Below are 16,706 nucleotides of genomic sequence, written 5' to 3' on the forward strand. Positions count from 1 at the left end.
ACTTTAACAAAAATCAACGTACAGTTTGTTTACTGTAGGTTAAAGCCTTGGTTTAATTTGGCGATCAACAGTAGCTAAAACATTGCTAATTAGGGTAGGAGAGGGGCATCCGCAATATTCTCTAGCCCGATAGATTCTAGTAGGATTTGCCAGCTGGCAATGGCCTGACGGTCGTTGGGTTGCTCCTGTAGATGGTCCGTTAGAGCACGGGTGGTATCAAACCACAGGCTGTTTTCAGCTGCGATCGCAGCTCGACTAATTCCGTCACTATTTGCGAGGGCTGCCGCCAAAGTAGGATCAGGCTCCAATCGTTCTACAAACCCCTCCGCCATCATCACGGCAGTTGTCTCATCGGAGCAGTAAATCTCTACGCTCCAGTAATAATAGTTCTCTGCTTTGAGGGGGGCCAGACCAATATTACGAGGAAGCTCTAGAGTGGCAATGCCTGCTGTGGGGGTGGGGACAAAAGCCGTCTGGTAAATCGGCTGAAAGATGCCCTCTTCTTCACTAACAACTTCGTAGAGGTTAAATTCGACATGGCTAGCGTTGTTGCTGGGCATATACCACTGGAATGCTGGATAATTATCCGTGGTGTAGCCCAGATCATCGTCTGGAAAGATGGATGTCAGCTGAGGTGCTTGCGGATCACTAATGCAGCTAGCACCAGCGGGGGAACGGGTGCCTCCTGAAACGCGTACATTGGGAATGCCACGAGGTTTGGGGATATAGCCAGGAAATACTTCGGCACTCGTGGCCATTACAGATAGCCCCAACGTCACTGGAGCTAATGCTGAGACAAGGCTAAGAATTTTCATGGAAACCTGAGATGCTTGATACTAGACTGAGGTGTTCAGGCGACTAGAGTTTTGAGGGCTATTGTTCAAAGATATAGACGTCATCGCTAAACACTTATGGACTTTGATACTAAGCAGACTGTAAGGCAATTTGTATTGAGCATAGGCGCTTTAGGGATCGTCCTAGCCCCTGGCTCAACCGAGGTTGCCGCTGAGATGTTTGCTAATCACCAAGAGGTTGAGTTTGCTGCCGGTAATGCCGTTAACGTTAAGCAGGAACCGTCGGCCCCCAGTGAGTTTGCTCGTTATGAATCTGCTAAGTTCAGTGTGGATTACCCCAGGGAATGGCAAATAGCCTCCCAAGAAGATAATGGTGTGGAAATTGTCAGTATTGCCGATGGCGTCAATATGCCTATTCGCACCGATATTGTAATGCTCCGGGAAGATCCGCAGACTGCTGTGCCCCAAAAACTAGATCAAATCGTGGCTGACGCAGTAGCTGTGCAGCGCTACTCCCTGGTTGCTATCGATGGACAGTCGGGGTTTCGGATTTGGTACGAGCCAGAAGCTGGGCAACAAGCACTAATCACATTTGTGGGTTATGGTAACGAGCAAACAGTTGTCCTCTCCAGTCAGTATTCCCAGGTTGAGGATGCTGAAGTCCTGGTTACTCAAATTCATGATTCATTTGTGAATCATTCAATTGCCCGCGCGGCTAAGCCTGAGCAGTGATATAAACATCGTGGGCCTAGTGTCGTCGGGTGTAGTAAGAAACTTCTAAGTCAGCACACCAGCCAGCATTCGTGTTTTCGTATAGAAATACGGCATCTACACGAAAATAGCGGCCATCGTGAAAGATGCAGTCACCCACACGGGGAATGATAGGATACACCGCAAACCATAAATAGTCGCGGCTGGGCATATTGGTATTGGTGGGCATTGGGATTTTGGCCAATACCTGAACTTTGTAGCCATTCCCTGTGTAGCTTGCAGAAGGTGTTGGTGTAGAAGGCGGGCTAGTGTTTTTTTTGGCAGGGCTAGATCGAGTTTTTGTCGTTTTTGCTGTGGCCTTCGGTTTAGATAACGATTTTGATACTTTTTTTGCTGTTGGTTTAGCTGAGTTTTGAGGTGGGGCAACGGCTGGCGACTTGCTGAGTTTCTCTGGCGTAGCGAGGGAAAGATCCGTTGGCGATTTGTGTTGAGACTGGGGAGATACGTCAGGATCAGCGGGTGGTTTTTTTCTGCCCTTTTGCATAAAGGGATTGCCGATAAAGGGATTACCTTGCGAATCACCCATAGCTACTCCTGGACTTTGTTGTGGATAACCTAGCATAGGTTGTCGAATTCCATCGAGAAACCCAAGTTTTCCCATCGGTTATGGAAAAGCGGTGCAAAATATAGTCCAAGGGCAAAATCAGTCTTTTTAGGCATTCACATACGCTTCAGCATGCTTTATTCATCAGGTTCGCGTTCAGTCAATCTTACGTATTTAATTCTAGAAGCGTTGCGGATGTCTCCCGCCTCCATTCCTTACTACGTCAGTCAGTTTCTGGCAGAGAGCTTTCCTGAAAAGGAGATTTTAGAGGGGGATAGCTACTATTTTGATCTTCGTAAATATGCTGAAGAAGGACTGTGTACGACCCAGGTAATTAGCACGGTTGATTTGCCACCAGGCTATGCGGCAAGTGCCCGCGAAGCAGTTGTGCATAACCATGTAATGACCCTCTGGGATGCCAAGAACCAGAAACTGCGCTATGAGCAAAAGAATTTTTGTTTTGAGGTCCAGTGGCAGGAGCACATATTGATGGTTTTACAGCTGTCCTGGCCTCAGGGGTATTTTGACGATTGCCGTTATTACTGGATTTTGTCAGATACCCAGGTTGTTGCCGATAACTTTTTTGCTGATGTTTGTAAATGGAACTCCCAAGTAAGGGAAGAAGTTTTGGTGTTTGAGGGGGGCTTTTGGCAAAAAAATCGTGATTTATACGCGTCGATTAAAAGTGCCACGCTCGAAAATCTAGTCCTGGCTGGCACCCTCAAAGAAGATATCTACAAAGATGCTCAACGCTTCTTTGAATCGCAGGCTATGTATGCCGAGTACAACGTGCCTTGGAAGCGTGGCCTTTTGTTTATTGGCCCGCCAGGCAATGGGAAAACCCACATGGTCAAGGCGTTAGTCAATTCTTTGGGATATCCCTGTTTATATATCAAGAGCTTTAAGACCCGTCAGAGTAGTGATACTGATAACATGCGCTTGGCCTTTAATCGGGTTAGGGAGGCTGCCCCTTGCATTGTAGTGATTGAAGATTTGGATGCTCTAGTAGACGATGAGAATCGATCGTTTTTCCTGAATGAGTTGGATGGTTTCGCCCTCAACGATGGAGTGTTGATGATTGCCTCTACCAACCACCCAGAACGGTTAGATATCGCAATTTTGGAGCGTCCTAGTCGGTTTGATCGCAAGTATCATTTTGAAGCACCTGGAATGGACGACCGCGTGGCTTATTTGCAGCTTTGGAATCAGAAGTTGAAGTCAGAAATGCAGTTATCGCTGGATGAAATTGATGCGATCGCAACTACCTCTGAGAATTTTTCCTATGCTTATCTCAAAGAGTTGTTGCTGTCAGCCAGTATGGTTTGGGTTCAACAACGTACACCGGGCACCATGGCCAGTATCATGGTTGAGCAGCTTAAAAAACTTAAGACGCAAATGCAGAGCCAATCTTCCGAGTCTAAGGGCCAGGATGAGCACCCAACATCCGATATGAATGGGGCGGCATCGGATAAAGTAACCTCTGACTCTGCAACTGCTGAGACTTGAACCACCCCATTAAACTAGTACTCTGTGGCGTAAGTTTGCCCACTATAAATGTGGACGGGGGGATGCAATAGCTCCCAAAATTCTGCCATCGGGTACTAGGCTGAATTTTGTAAATGATTGACCAGGGCTCGTAGACCCAGGTAATAGCTATTTATGCCAAAGCCGCAGATTTGACCAATGGCAATGGGGGCAATGTAAGAATGGTGACGAAATGCCTCACGCTTATGAATATTGCTGAGGTGGACCTCAACCGTTGGAATATTTACAGCGGCAATGGCATCACGGATGGCAACACTTGTGTGAGTGTAGGCTCCAGGGTTTATCAATAATCCTTGATGCTTTTCACTAGTAGCCTGTACTGCATCCACCAAATCACCTTCGTGATTAGACTGATAGGTGCTAACCTGCACACCCAAAGACTCAGCCAGAGATACTAAGGCCTGATTGATATCATCCAGGGTGTCGTGACCGTATATTTCAGGCTCACGTTTGCCCAACATGTTCAAATTAGGGCCATGAAGTACAAAAATACTATCCAATGAGTCACCTAAAGCTACACATGGAATAGTATCAAAGACTAACCAGCGAAGCGACAGAGGTTAATCCTAGGACAATACTTGAAAGCCCATTTATAAATAATGCTGGGGCTTAACGACGGCGGCGATCGTTAACTGGAATAGGGATTGCTTCTGGCTCCGGTTGTGCTGAAGGGCCAAGCAAAGAGTCTAAAACCCGATTTACCCAGTTCTTCAACTTTTCCAGAATTTTGCCAATATCCATGAGCCAGGCTGCTCCTAATCTCATCTGGTGCGGTCTCATTTAACAAGACCATTATAAATTCCACAAATAGCAAATCAACTTGAAGTAAACTTCGGTGAAGTTACTTGTGGAAGTATTCACCATAATAACGAATTAGCAGAAATGATCAAGGTGTTGTCATCCCGATGTCGGTACTTACACTGTCTGAGGATTACTGAGTAAGGTACGTCGGAGTATATCTAGCGCGGTGTTACGACTCATTAAACGAATCCACTCGCGGCTTTTACGATGGCCAAACCGGCATTCAATATGCCACGTAGTTGTCTGGTTTGCCACACCAATAAATACTAAACCAACAGGTTTCTGCGGACTGCCGCCACCAGGACCGGCAATGCCTGTAATACTGATGCCCCAATCGGTTCGCAGCCGTGCACGGACACCACCTGCCATTTGTTCAGCAACTGGAGCACTGACAGCCCCATGGGTTACTAAATCCTGAGGCGAAACTCCCAATAGCCGCTCTTTAACGGTGTTGTCATAGGAGATAATTCCCCCCATAAAATATTGGGAACTGCCTGGAACGGCGGTAACCATGGCACCCAGCCCACCCCCGGTACAGGATTCGGCTACAGCTAGAGTGGCAGCTTGTTCTATGAGCAACCGCCCGACAGCATTGCCCAAGGTCTCATCGTCTTCTCCAAAGCAGTCGACACCACCAATGGCTTTGAGTTGTTTGGCGATAGGGTCGATGAGCTGTTCAGCAGCGTTTAAAGAGTCTGCCTTAGCTGAAATTCGCAGCTTAATCACGCCGTCGCTGGCGTAGGGGGCAACTGTTGGGTTTTCTAGCTGAAGAAAATCATTGACTTTGGCGGCCAGACCTGACTCACTGGTGCCCCAAAATTTGAGGGTGCGGCTATGAATGATACCATTGCTCCACCCTTGATCTTGTAGATAAGGAACAGCAGTGGTTTGCCACATGGAGTACAGTTCTCGCGGTACTCCTGGAAACGTCATGATGTGCAGTCCGGGGCGAGGTTGCCAGAGAATACCGGGGGCTGTGCCTTGAGTATTCGGTAGTATATCTGCACCTTCGGGAAGCCAGGCTTGCTTACGATTGTTATCAGTCATAACGCGATCGCGCTGAGCAAATTTAGCTTTAATATCAGCCAGAACCTCGACGTTTTCCACTAGCGGTACCCCAAAGAAGTCTGCAATCGTTGCAGTTGTAATGTCGTCAGGGGTGGGGCCAAGGCCACCGGTAAAAATAATCAACCGTGACCGTTCACAGGCAATGGCGATTGCTCTTGCTAAGCGCAGTGGGTTATCACCCACAACGGTTTGATAGTGATGGGAAATACCCAAATGGGCCAGCTGCTTGGCCAGGTATTGGGCATTACTGTTGAGAATATCGCCTAAAAGTAGCTCAGTTCCCACACATATGATTTCTGCACTGCCGGTGATCATGGTTGGCCAAGATAGGTCGTTAATAAAGGAAAGCGGAGAAAGTGCCCTGTGTTGGTTGATGGTAAAGCATTTCTTGCAAATTTGATCTGATACTTGGAAGGTGCGTGCGCTTTGCAATTGGGATGAAAACATGGCCACTGGAAAATTGATGCAATGGCCAAGCTGGCTGATGGGGCTGGTAATAGGCTCTTGGATTTTACGAATACTTATTGCATGGCTGTTGCCGCCAGGGTTTGATGAAGCTTACTACTTCTTGTACACCCAGCATTGGGATTGGAGTTATTTTGACCATCCGGTCATGGTGGCGTTGACGACGGCACTGGGTCCCTGGTTAACGGGGTATATTTCACCCTTGACGATCCGACTGGGGGCATTGATTCTATATGGCCTCAGTACGTGGTTGCTCTATTTAAGCGGGCGGCAGTTGTTTGGGGAGAAAGTTGGGATGGGGGCAGTTGCGATCGCCTCCCTATGCCCGTTATTTATATTCAGCTTTGGTCTGCTAGCAGCCCCAGATAACGCCTTGATCTTTTGGTGGTCAGTGACGATGTATGTGGCTGTCTTGGAATTTTTCCCAGTGAAGGGACCCTATCAACCCACTGCCAAAATTGCTTTGATTGGTCTGTTGCTAGGGCTGGTCTGTCTGAGCAAATATCACGGCTTTGTTTTAGGGCTGAGTTTGGTGGGGTTTTGTTTAACCAGCACGCGTCATCGTCAAGCACTTGTGTCCGTATGGACCTTGGCCGCCCTAGGGCTTTTTAGCCTGGCTTTACTGCCGCTGGTGTACTGGAACCTTCACCATGATTGGCTCTCCTTTGGATTTCACTTATCTACCCGGTTTGACGGTGATGCCACGGGGCCTCAGTTTAATTTGCTGAATATGGTGGGGGTGTGGCTGGTGGGTATTGCCTACCTGTTTCCTGCCTTGGGGTTTCCACTGTGGTGGGCCATTGGTCGTCACCTCTGGCATGTACCCAACGGTGATTTGCGCCATCGATTTATTCTATGGCTAGGGTTGCCCATTGCGGCTGGGTTTACCTTGCTCGGCGGTTTTACCCGGATTTATCCGGCTTGGCCTGCTCCAGGACTGTGGAGTTTGAGTTTATTGCTGGCGGTAACCATGGCCGGCTGGTCATCCCAAACAGTAAGACGATGGTTGGTCAGCAGTGCCCTGGTGATAGCCACATTGTTAGTGTTTGCCCTGGGCCATGTCGCGCTGGGGACCCTACAGCGCCCCGGTGGCGTGGTTGAGGTGGTGGCACCAGAAACCGATCCAACCACCACCATGATTGACGTGGTACAGCTACGGCGACGGTTGCAAGAGGGGCGTGTGGGAGATGCGATCGCAGCCGCGAATTTTCTAGTGACGAATGAGTTCTGGCTCAGTGGATATGTAGACATGGCCATTAGCCCTCTCACGTCATCTCCCGTAATGGCATTTACTCAAGATCCACGGGGTCATGCAGTCTGGTTTCAGCCAAAAGATTGGTTGGGATATTCAGGGCTGTTTCTGAGTATTGCCGATGATGATCAATCTGAGATCCGAGCTACCTACGCCCCCTACTTTGAGCGGTTCGATTTGTTAGCAAGCGTAGACACTCAACGGGCAAGATCGACAACGGAGACGTTCTATCTATACGACGTTGGTCAACTCATAAAGCCCTACGATTATCCATATTGACGGTCGATAGATATAAGAGAGGGCAGGTATAAGGCCTGCCCTACGAATTTATTGTTTGTTGGCAGTGGCCATTGCCGATTCGTTACCGGTTCATCTCGCATGACGTTTAGCCCGCCAACCTGTGTAGCCTAATAATGCTGTTGAACCAAGCGCATAGGCCCTGCCACTGGGCATATCAGAGAAGGCCAACGCTAGACTACCCACCCATAGGGTCAAAGAGTAAATAAATAACACTGTAAAGCGATGGGATAATCCAGCATTTAAAAGCCGATGATGGAGATGTCTTTTATCTGCAACAAACGGGGACAGCCCTCGACGCAGACGAGCCAGGATGACCGCTGACATATCCAAGATGGGCACAGCCAATATCAACAAATAGGGTAAAAATACCGCAGCTGTTGTTACACCTTTGACCAGACCAATGACCCCTACCCCTGCCAGGGTAAAGCCCATGTAATAGGCCCCGCCATCCCCCATAAAAATTTGGGCAGGGTTGAAATTGTACTTGAGAAAACTCAAGGCTCCACCGGCAAGAGCGGCAGCAATAAGGGCTGCAGCAGGCTGCTCCATAAACAGAGCTACCAGCATCATGACAATCGCGGCAATTCCGGAAACCCCAGCTGCCAAGCCATCTAACCCATCAATCCAATTAATTGCATTAGCCATCCCCACCAGCCATACAACCGTTATGGGTAAACTCACCCAGCCAGCTAGTTGAACAATGCCCAACCCTGGAATAGACACAAACTCAATATCCACCCCTACATGCCAGGTAATAGCCGCGACAACAGCCTGCATTAACAAACGACTAATGGCAGAAAGCCCAAATAGATCATCCAACAACCCGATTAAGAAGAATGCCAAGCCTCCCAAGGTAACACCCCAGATTTCAGCCTCAGGTTCATTAACCAGCTGTTGACCTTGGGCATCAACAAAGCCACCAATATTCCAAACAACCAATAGAGCCACGACGGAGCCCAAAAAAATTGATACGCCCCCCAACCTAACCATGGGGACTTTATGTACTTTACGGCCACCAGGCATATCAACTCGGCCACTGTGTAACCCAATTCTTTTGACAATCGGTGTAGCGACAAGAACCACAACAGCCGACAGCGTAAAAGCTAACAGGGGATATATCTGAAAGGGCATGGGTGACAGAGTAAGGGGGAAGACAACACAAGCTCTTATATGAACTCAACGCACAGGGTTGGCAGCACACACAATAGTCACCGTCACCCTAGCAGGTTTTCTAGATCTTTCAAGCCGGTAATTATATGGTTCAAATAACGATTATGGATTTGTCAAAGGAATTGGCGAGATATAGGGATTTTTATAAATCTTTGATACGTCAGGTACTCATGACGTATCAAAGATTCTTTGTAGGAATTCCATGGAAGATAGAGCAATTGTGAAGCTATCTAGCCATGAAGAGATTACCTAGGCCAAAATAGCCTCTGTTGGGTGGAGATGAGGATAAAGAGGAAATCGATTACAGAGAGCTGCAACACGATTTCGACAGTCAGTTTCAACATCACTATCCTCAGGGGAGAGTAGCCGATCAGCAATAATGTTGGCAATCTCCTTGAACTCTTCACTGCCTAGCCCGCGAGTGGTCATAGCTGGTGACCCTAAACGCAGACCACTGGTCACAAAGGGAGACTCTGGATCAAAGGGAACCGTATTTTTATTGGCTGTAATGTTGACCATGCTGACTAGAGCGTCAGCCTGTTTTCCAGTCATACCAATGGAACGCAAATCAACCAATACCAGGTGATTATCGGTGCCATCTGAAACCACCTTAAACCCTCGTGTCTGTAGCTGCGCTGCAAGGGCTTTGGCATTGGTAATTACCTGGGCGCAATAGGTCTTAAATTCGGGTTTAAGCGCCTCTCCAAAAGCGACTGCCTTAGCGGCTACGACATGCTCTAAGGGCCCCCCTTGGCTACCAGGAAACACGGCTTTATCAAACTTTTTACCCAAATCAGGGTCATTGGTCATGATCAGACCACCACGGGGACCTCGCAATGTTTTATGTGTGGTGGTGGTCACTACATGACAGTGGGGAATGGGATTGGGATGATGACCTGTCGCAACTAGCCCTGCAATATGAGCGATATCGGCCATAAAGTAAGCACCTACCTCATCAGCAATGGTTCGGAACTTATCAAAATGAATAGTTCGGGAATAAGCAGAATAGCCACAAATAATTATTTTAGGTCGATGCTCAAGGGCTAGCTTCCGAATTTCATCGTAGTCAAGTTGCTCAGTTTCCTTGTTAACGCCGTACTGGACAACATTGAACCATTTGCCCGATACATTCACCGGAGAGCCGTGAGTTAAGTGACCACCATGGGAAAGATCCATACCCAGGATGGTATCGCCGGGTTGTAGTAAGGCTAGAAAAACTGCAAAGTTAGCCTGAGCACCCGAATGGGGTTGAACGTTAGCGTGGGCCGCTCCAAACAGCTGTTTGACTCGATCAATTGCCAGAGCCTCAGCCTGATCGACAAATTCACACCCGCCGTAATATCGCTTATTAGGTAACCCCTCTGCGTATTTATTTGTCAGAACAGAACCTTGGGCAGCCATGACAGCAGGGGATGTAAAGTTCTCGCTGGCAATTAGCTCTAAGTGTTCCTGTTGACGCTGACGTTCGTTCTCGATGATGGCGGCAATATCTGGGTCAGTTTGTCTCAAAAATTCAAAATTAGTGGTCATGGGGATGGATACTTTAAGTTGGATAAGTCTGGTTGGCTGAAGAGTTAGGACAGGAATTTAATTCTTCGTGGTTTTACCAGCAAACTATAGTACCGTGCTGCAAAGGGTGGTTACCAGCTAGAGCCATCGCCTCTAGCTGTTTCAATTTCTGGTTAATTGAAACCTCACTAAGGTTAATGTTACGTTTTTGTATCAGAATGTAACGCTTGAAAATCTATAATGGATAAAATCCACGAAAACTTGTGATTAATCCTGTGCTTGGGCATTTACAAATGTTCAAGGATAGTAAGGTGAATTTGCATTTGTCATTAGCTGGCAAACATTCATCTCTTGTTTTTTGACTCCCTACTAGCTCTTGACGCTTTTTTGCTTAAGAAGGACACCCATGCTGCTGCAACCCACTACTAATGTCTCGCCTGCGTCCAAGTTGGCTTCTGTAGATGAGTCCTACGAACGCTGTCGGCAAATTACAGCTAAGTACTCAAAGACATTTTATATGGGTACGATGCTGATGTCGGAAGTCAAACGCCGTGCCATTTGGGCGATTTATGTATGGTGTAGGCGTACAGATGAGTTGGTTGATGGCCCTTCTGCTCAGTTCACGACTGAAGACACCCTTAATGATTGGGAGAAGCAACTAGAGTCTGTCTTTTCAGGTCATCCTCAGGATGACTACGATGTCGCTATGGTGGACGCTCTAGAGCATTTCTCCTTAGATATCCAGCCTTTCCGTGACATGATTTCGGGGCAACGGATGGATTTAGAATGCTCTCGATACGAGACCTTTGAAGATCTAAAGCTATATTGCTATCGGGTTGCAGGTACGGTGGGTTTAATGTCCACCGTAGTGATGGGTGTGGACCCTGAATACAACACAGCACCCTGGGCTAAGGCATTACCTTGTCCTACGGAAGAAGCTATTGCCTTGGGCATTGCTAATCAGCTCACTAATATCTTGCGTGATGTGGGAGAAGATGCCCGTCGTGGTCGTATTTACTTACCCCTCGAAGACCTTGAGCTATTCAAATATAGTGAAGACGATTTAATGAATGGGGTGATTGATGAGCGTTGGTGCGCACTGATGCGCTTTCAGATTCAACGGGCATTAAAGTTTTATCGTCAGGCAGAAAGCGGTATCAGTGTTCTAAGCCCTGATGCTCGCTGGCCTGTATGGTCTGCTCTGATGCTTTATCGCAAGATTCTGGATGTAATTGCTGAGAATCAATACGATGTCTTTAACAGACGTGCATTTGTCCCTACAGTACGTAAGCTGCTCTGCTTGCCACCTGCATTGCTTCGTGCTCGGGTGCTTTAAGCTAGCGTTGAATCCTCTAAAGGTTATAAACTTTCAGCATTAAAAAAAGCCAGGGGATGCATCCCCTGGCTTTTTCCTAAAGTCAAGTAGTGGAGGGCGCTTCTATGAAGCAGTTGTTTGGGCAGCTAGCATTTCCTTGAGCTTTTCCAAATCGGAAGCCCATCGAGGATCGGGCTGTGTGCTTTCAGGAGCTGGGGAGGAATAGGTAGCAGGCTTACGTCCACCGCCGTTACGCTTACCGCCCTTTCGATTATTGTTTCCGCTACTAGCATTAGCGCCCTCATTTTCTTTGGTACGGGGCATTGCTTTCTCAACCTTTAGAGTGATGTCTTGCAAAGCCTGGCCATTGTACTTGGTAACAAGGGTGTCTGCGATCTCATCAGTTTTAACAGTTACGAACCCAAAGCCGCGGCACTTGCCAGTCTTTCGGTCAGCAATCAATTTTACTGAAACGATATTATCCACGTCTTCTGAGAAGACAGCTTCAAACTCCTCGCGTTCTAGATCGCGGGGTAGGTTGCCAATATATAAGCGCACTGACATGGGATACCTCTTAAAAAAATCTAAAAAACAACTGCGGCGGATAGGCAAACAAAAAATTAGCCAACTAGCCCTACCAGAGCTTGGAAATCTCTAGAAAATAGCTTGTAACTGTGGCTTGAAATGATTAACAGGTGACGAACCGCAGCAAAAAAACTGGCCATTTTAAGCGAGCAACTACGTTGATGAGCTAACAACCCTACTTAGGGGTCTGCAAAAATCACTTTAAAACTCTGGTAACAGTCAACTAAAACGACTACTCATCACTATCGTTACCAGAGAATTCTCATTATATTCAATGAGAACTATGACGTATCTCTACACCTTCAAGGTATCACGCTGTCCGATGCCTAGCCAAGCTATTCAGTGGTTTTTTTGGTGAAGCTCCCTAAAGATAGCGTAGAGTATGCCATCAAGTGTATTGGTCTGTTTTGTCCCTTCCGTGGGTAAAACCATTGAGGGCATTTACTCGAAGGGAAAGACAATTGATATAAGTAAATGATTTATCGTTAAACCATTTTTTCAAAACAACAGCATCTGTGTAATAAAAAAACCAGCCACTTTAGTAGGGCTGGTTTGCTGTGTTGAGAGTAGGAGAACCCGATGCCCAACGACAAATTGCTAAATAAACAATCTGAAACGAAATTAGGCAATCAGTACTCATTTACAATATTTAACATTTTCTGGTAATGGGTGCAACGTGTCGGTATGGTCAGCCGCCTTTGAAGATGAGCCAAAGGCCGTACGCCAAAGGGCAGAGGCTGCTAATGGTAGCCCATATGGGATGTTGAGCAATCTTGATTTGGTTTTGATCGTTTTGGAGGCGGTCAATATCAATCCAGAGGTGATGTCCTCGGCGAAACCATCCGGTTACCTGTAATGACTGTTGGAGCCAAGGGGTGAGGCTTTTGATATTGCCCAAGGGGCCAAAGTGGTTGGTGTAATGCAGTTTAATGCAGTTTTGGGGTGTGCGTAGTCGCCATTCTTGACCTAGCCAGTTTGCTAAGGCTGGGCGGCCTGTCAGAGTACCTTTGATAGTTACAGGTCGATGACTGAGGGGAATCAGCGTAGGATCTTTTTGCCAGCTTGTTAGGTGTGCTTCACTTTTTGGCTGAGTGTTGCTGATTTCTGGAAAAAAGGGATTGATCCTTAGTAACTGGCCAGTTGCGGCACAGATCAGAGGGATACCAATGAGAATGCTGCGATCTTTATAAAGCCAATCCAGTAGAGGGAAATCGAGGCTTGTCGCGATCGCACCAATGAGCCACATTACACCTGCTACACCCAACCCCACGATTAATCCAGACCATCCGCCCCCCTGGGATAGGAGTTCTTGCCAATCATGGGCAGAGAGAATGCGCGCTCTATTTTTGAGGGTCAGATGGGCAAAGTTGAGACTCGGTTTGAGTCGCCAATGCCGTCCATAAGCCCCTAGGGTATAGAGTCTATCTCCTAGGGGTGGGTGGGCTTGATTGATGGATAGCCAGTGCCGCAATGGATTAAACGCTCCCCAAGCATACTGCTGCACCGATGTCCCCGTTTCTTCCAATCCAACTGGCAGCATTAAGTCCAAACTTTCCAATAAAGGAGGTGTGTAGCCTTGCTGGGCGATAGCCTCTGCGTTGGCTTGTGACAATTTGGCCAGTGCCCGTACAAGGCCATTGGGATTGCCCGTAAGTTCGGTGGCGATGCGATCTCGATAGGGCGTGCGAATACGCGCTAAGCTACACCCGATCTTGGCCAGTAGCCAAAACATACAATAACTAAGAGTGGCGAGTGTACCAGCAGTCCACTGGATGAGGATTGGGCGATGCTCGCCGTGCCGTGCCAAGAACCAATAGACACGATGGCATCCTTGTAATAACAGCCCTAGTCCGGAAAACAAGATCCAATCAAGTTTGGGCCAGTGGCTGATTTCATACATGATGATTGCGGCCAACTCATCGGGCTGTAGGCGATCGAGTAGCCCCTGGCTGACCACCAGTTGACCAACGCGAGGCTGCCAGCCATAGGAAAAAATAACGGCTAGTTCACTGTCTATTAGCTGAATTGTGGGAAATTTCCAGCGTCGATTTGTGCAGAGACGTCGTAATAACTGAGCAGCTTCCGGGCTGTAGTTTTGTAATTGTTGATGGGTGATTTGTTCAGAAGGGCGTAAAAGCAATGCCCATAACCAGGGCGCTGCCAACGTCAATAGTCCCAATCCAATCAGGACTGTCCAGGTCTGGTTACCCCAAAAAAATGGGGCTGGTCTAATATTGATCGGTAAGATCCGATCGAGAAACTGTAAGTAGCCGCGAATAAAGATCAGGCTAGTTTTTAGCGACCAACGAATTACCAAAAAAAGAATTGGGATTGTTGTTATTTGAGCAAACCAAAGTTTCCCTTTACTGACTTTACCTAGAGATTTCAGGGCTCTGAGGCGAGTGCCTTGGGGCCAAGTGTCAGGGCCATGTGGTGGAGGTGCAGAAGCTAGAGGGTGGGGGGAGAGTCTTGTTGTTTTTGGTGAGGGGATTGTTGCTGTTTAGGGGGCTGTGGCTTTGGCCGTTGTGTGGACGTGCTAGTTTGCTGTGGTGTGGATGCAGCAGTTGGCGTACTTTTCGGCACTTGATTGACGCCTGTGTCAATGGTGCTCAAATCTTGTTTAGTGTTGAGCGTTTCATAATGGAACAAAGACGATCTGCCTACAGTTTGGTGAGTGAGGTCGTTGGTGGACTGAGGCTGTACGTTTAATGTCTGGTTAGAAAGTCCACGACTGTCAGCAATGGTTTGCTCACTGTGCGTTAGCGATTGGCTAGGGCCGTCTTCAGCCAATGTTGGTTGGATGTCTGGTGAGGAAATACTGTCTTTTGAGGGGGGTGTTTGATTGACGGTCGGTGTCTGGTCGTTAAAAGGGATAAAGCCGCTGCTCTCAGGGACAAACCCTCTACTCTGGGGTGCTTCAGGTGTGCTATTGGGTCTCTTTATTGATGGTTGGTCAGTCTCTAAATGTTTTAATTTATCGTGGGCCCATTGACGAATAGCCTGACTATGGCTGTTTAGTAGAGATTTGCATAGGGTTTGGGCCTGGATATTCGCTCCTTGGGCTTCATAGGTACGAATAAGACCCATTTGAGCTTTGAGTCGATGGTTTGTGCTGACCCCATCCGCTTGACTGAGCTGTGTAAACGTTGCGATCGCACGCTCATAATCTTTTTGCTTGAGTGCAGCTAGCCCGGTTTTAATCAAATAGTCCGGTGATCGATCTAAACCCATGCAGATATCCTCTGATGTTATTGACGGCAGTGCAGGGGACACAAGTTTGACGCAATCTTAACCCGAATGGCCAGGAGATGCTTTCGTCGGTGGGTTTAATATCTGTTCAACCAGTGTGTAGAGAGTCTCTTCATTTACACCAGTAAGCTGTTGTTCTTTGAGATCGATCAAACCTGCGGCAAGGGGCTGTGCTCGTTTTTTATAGACATTGTGAGCTGTTAGCAGATCGGTGAAAATCTCTCGTTCAATTTGATGACGATCAGCATCGTCCGGCAATGGCGTGCCGTACTCAACGTTTTCAACTTCATACCTAAGTAGAAAAATTAATGCACTACAGTGTTCTTGCAATAAGCTTTGCAATTTTCTGGTATCAAGTTCTAAGCGCTCAAAACCGATCTGCCCTTCAATCCGCAGTTCCACAATGGGCTGCTCCGCAGGGATGAGGCGTTTTTGCTCCATTGCCCGGTCAATGACCTTAAGGGCTAGCCCTTCAATATCCTCTAGCGCTTCTTGCCCCCGTAATTTTAAGGACAGACGAATAATCGGACGCTGTCGATATTCAGTTTGTAGCTGAGCATCCACTTGGCCATTATTGATTTCCACTAGAAGAGCGCCGCGCTCCAGACCCCCCTCCTCAATATTGTTGGCTTCAAGGGAGCCAGGATTAAAAACCCAGTTATCGACGGTGTAGTGCTTATGGATATGCCCTAGACCGACGTAGTGCACACCAGCTTTTTTAAGAGGCAATAAATCGCCATAGCGTAACGCTCCAGAGTAACGAGCAATTTGCCCTTCTAAACCATGATGGAAGAGTAAAACAGTTGAGCCGGGGCCTACAGGCAATGTTTCTATAGCCTGTGCAATTTGTTCGATGGCCTTAGGGGCAGCAGCACCATACCAGTTAGAGCCGAGTACTCGCACACCACAGTCAAGATCAATATAGCCACCCCGTTTTGTTGCCTCATTCCAAGGGGTGTACATCGCTTCATCTTGACTGGGCTCTAGCAGTGTGAGTAATCCCCAGTCTGATAAATAGCGTAGCCAACTGGTCTTAGTGCCATAGGGACAGTTGTCATGATTGCCTTCAATGGCAATTGCTGGAATACCCGCACTCTGCAACTGCTGGAGACAGAGCTGAGCCTGATTCAAAATAGCCGGTTGAATCATTCGATGTTCAAACAGATCACCGGCAATGACTACAAAGTCTACACGTGTCTGGATAGCATAACGCTCCAACACATCCCACAGCGTATGGAAAAAATCGGTGGTGCGTACCTTGCTGTTGTAACGATCAAATCCCAGATGTACATCGGCAATGTGCAGAAATTTCGCCATGGTAAAGGGAATGAATGTGAG

Annotated in this window: 15 protein-coding genes; 4 read left to right on the forward strand and 11 right to left on the reverse strand. The window is 47.6% G+C overall.

What is annotated here, in order from left to right; translation table 11 throughout:
- Window positions 1-89: 89 nt before the first annotated feature.
- Window positions 90-815 (reverse strand): DUF928 domain-containing protein, encoded by a 726-nt coding sequence (locus U2F10_RS13345; protein ID WP_499872411.1) that lies wholly within the window; start codon window positions 813-815, stop codon window positions 90-92.
- Window positions 816-911: 96 nt separating this feature from the next.
- Here U2F10_RS13345 and U2F10_RS13350 point away from each other — a divergent pair, with 96 nt between their 5' ends.
- The gene (locus tag U2F10_RS13350) at window positions 912-1,526 is read left to right on the forward strand and encodes a hypothetical protein (protein WP_499872413.1); all 615 of its coding nucleotides are present in this window, start codon (window positions 912-914) and stop codon (window positions 1,524-1,526) included.
- A 16-nt stretch (window positions 1,527-1,542) separates the two neighbouring features.
- On the opposite strand, the gene U2F10_RS13355 is transcribed toward U2F10_RS13350, so the two are convergent.
- On the reverse strand, window positions 1,543-2,091 hold the full coding sequence (locus U2F10_RS13355) for a hypothetical protein (protein WP_250564855.1): 549 nt from the start codon (window positions 2,089-2,091) through the stop codon (window positions 1,543-1,545).
- Window positions 2,092-2,304: 213 nt separating this feature from the next.
- On the opposite strand from U2F10_RS13355, the gene U2F10_RS13360 reads away from it, so the two are divergent.
- Window positions 2,305-3,615 (forward strand): AAA family ATPase, encoded by a 1,311-nt coding sequence (locus U2F10_RS13360; protein WP_348918747.1) that lies wholly within the window; start codon window positions 2,305-2,307, stop codon window positions 3,613-3,615.
- 95 nt (window positions 3,616-3,710) lie between these two features.
- On the opposite strand, the gene aroQ is transcribed toward U2F10_RS13360, so the two are convergent.
- From aroQ to U2F10_RS13375, 3 genes are all read right to left on the reverse strand, one after another.
- Window positions 3,711-4,154, reverse strand: coding sequence for a type II 3-dehydroquinate dehydratase (gene aroQ, locus U2F10_RS13365; protein WP_006515939.1), 444 nt, complete (start codon window positions 4,152-4,154; stop codon window positions 3,711-3,713).
- 109 nt (window positions 4,155-4,263) lie between these two features.
- Window positions 4,264-4,419 carry a hypothetical protein gene (locus tag U2F10_RS13370; protein ID WP_156828345.1) on the reverse strand — a complete coding sequence of 52 codons (156 nt, stop codon included), beginning with the start codon at window positions 4,417-4,419 and terminating at the stop codon, window positions 4,264-4,266.
- A gap of 150 nt (window positions 4,420-4,569) precedes the next feature.
- Complete coding sequence (locus U2F10_RS13375) at window positions 4,570-5,838, reverse strand: competence/damage-inducible protein A (protein WP_499872416.1); 1,269 nt, start codon at window positions 5,836-5,838, stop codon at window positions 4,570-4,572.
- A 130-nt stretch (window positions 5,839-5,968) separates the two neighbouring features.
- Between U2F10_RS13375 and U2F10_RS13380 the strand changes: the two genes are divergently transcribed.
- Entirely contained in the window at window positions 5,969-7,519 is a 1,551-nt protein-coding gene (locus tag U2F10_RS13380) for an ArnT family glycosyltransferase (protein ID WP_499061287.1), read from the forward strand.
- Between the two features lie 90 nt (window positions 7,520-7,609).
- Here the strand turns inward: U2F10_RS13380 and U2F10_RS13385 are convergent, their stop codons facing one another.
- Together U2F10_RS13385 and glyA are read right to left on the reverse strand one after the other, a co-directional pair.
- Complete coding sequence (locus U2F10_RS13385; protein ID WP_163661996.1) at window positions 7,610-8,671, reverse strand: glycosyltransferase family 4 protein; 1,062 nt, start codon at window positions 8,669-8,671, stop codon at window positions 7,610-7,612.
- Between the two features lie 288 nt (window positions 8,672-8,959).
- Window positions 8,960-10,240 carry a serine hydroxymethyltransferase gene (gene glyA, locus U2F10_RS13390; protein WP_163661995.1) on the reverse strand — a complete coding sequence of 427 codons (1,281 nt, stop codon included), beginning with the start codon at window positions 10,238-10,240 and terminating at the stop codon, window positions 8,960-8,962.
- Between the two features lie 385 nt (window positions 10,241-10,625).
- On the opposite strand from glyA, the gene crtB reads away from it, so the two are divergent.
- Window positions 10,626-11,555: a 15-cis-phytoene synthase CrtB gene (gene crtB / locus U2F10_RS13395; RefSeq protein WP_163661989.1), complete on the forward strand. Its 930-nt coding sequence runs from the start codon at window positions 10,626-10,628 to the stop codon at window positions 11,553-11,555.
- A 102-nt stretch (window positions 11,556-11,657) separates the two neighbouring features.
- Here the strand turns inward: crtB and U2F10_RS13400 are convergent, their stop codons facing one another.
- The 4 genes from U2F10_RS13400 to U2F10_RS13415 all read right to left on the reverse strand — a co-directional run bounded on the left by U2F10_RS13400 (window position 11,658) and on the right by U2F10_RS13415 (window position 16,685).
- The gene (locus U2F10_RS13400) at window positions 11,658-12,098 is read right to left on the reverse strand and encodes an RNA recognition motif domain-containing protein (protein WP_163703012.1); all 441 of its coding nucleotides are present in this window, start codon (window positions 12,096-12,098) and stop codon (window positions 11,658-11,660) included.
- A 709-nt stretch (window positions 12,099-12,807) separates the two neighbouring features.
- A complete protein-coding gene (locus U2F10_RS13405; protein ID WP_499872418.1) occupies window positions 12,808-14,436 on the reverse strand; it encodes a M48 family metallopeptidase in 1,629 nt (542 codons plus the stop codon).
- A gap of 131 nt (window positions 14,437-14,567) precedes the next feature.
- The gene (locus U2F10_RS13410; protein WP_499872420.1) at window positions 14,568-15,350 is read right to left on the reverse strand and encodes a tetratricopeptide repeat protein; all 783 of its coding nucleotides are present in this window, start codon (window positions 15,348-15,350) and stop codon (window positions 14,568-14,570) included.
- Window positions 15,351-15,407: 57 nt separating this feature from the next.
- Window positions 15,408-16,685, reverse strand: a complete 1,278-nt coding sequence (locus U2F10_RS13415; protein WP_499872422.1) for a metallophosphoesterase family protein — start codon at window positions 16,683-16,685, stop codon at window positions 15,408-15,410.
- Window positions 16,686-16,706 lie beyond the last annotated feature (21 nt).

The organism is Leptothoe sp. EHU-05/26/07-4 (assembly GCF_043421015.1).
Lineage (GTDB): Bacteria > Cyanobacteriota > Cyanobacteriia > Phormidesmidales > Phormidesmidaceae > Leptothoe > Leptothoe turfae.

Coding starts and splice junctions, on each gene's coding strand:
- U2F10_RS13355 (WP_250564855.1), bottom strand. CDS start 2,091: ATGGGTGATTCGCAAGGTAATCCCTTTATCGGCAATCCCTTTATGCAA.
- U2F10_RS13410 (WP_499872420.1), bottom strand. CDS start 15,350: ATGGGTTTAGATCGATCACCGGACTATTTGATTAAAACCGGGCTAGCT.
- glyA (WP_163661995.1), bottom strand. CDS start 10,240: ATGACCACTAATTTTGAATTTTTGAGACAAACTGACCCAGATATTGCC.
- crtB (WP_163661989.1), top strand. CDS start 10,626: ATGCTGCTGCAACCCACTACTAATGTCTCGCCTGCGTCCAAGTTGGCT.
- U2F10_RS13400 (WP_163703012.1), bottom strand. CDS start 12,098: ATGTCAGTGCGCTTATATATTGGCAACCTACCCCGCGATCTAGAACGC.
- U2F10_RS13385 (WP_163661996.1), bottom strand. CDS start 8,671: ATGCCCTTTCAGATATATCCCCTGTTAGCTTTTACGCTGTCGGCTGTT.
- U2F10_RS13360 (WP_348918747.1), top strand. CDS start 2,305: ATGTCTCCCGCCTCCATTCCTTACTACGTCAGTCAGTTTCTGGCAGAG.
- U2F10_RS13380 (WP_499061287.1), top strand. CDS start 5,969: ATGGCCACTGGAAAATTGATGCAATGGCCAAGCTGGCTGATGGGGCTG.
- U2F10_RS13350 (WP_499872413.1), top strand. CDS start 912: ATGGACTTTGATACTAAGCAGACTGTAAGGCAATTTGTATTGAGCATA.
- U2F10_RS13415 (WP_499872422.1), bottom strand. CDS start 16,685: ATGGCGAAATTTCTGCACATTGCCGATGTACATCTGGGATTTGATCGT.
- U2F10_RS13345 (WP_499872411.1), bottom strand. CDS start 815: ATGAAAATTCTTAGCCTTGTCTCAGCATTAGCTCCAGTGACGTTGGGG.
- U2F10_RS13370 (WP_156828345.1), bottom strand. CDS start 4,419: ATGAGATTAGGAGCAGCCTGGCTCATGGATATTGGCAAAATTCTGGAA.
- U2F10_RS13375 (WP_499872416.1), bottom strand. CDS start 5,838: ATGATCACCGGCAGTGCAGAAATCATATGTGTGGGAACTGAGCTACTT.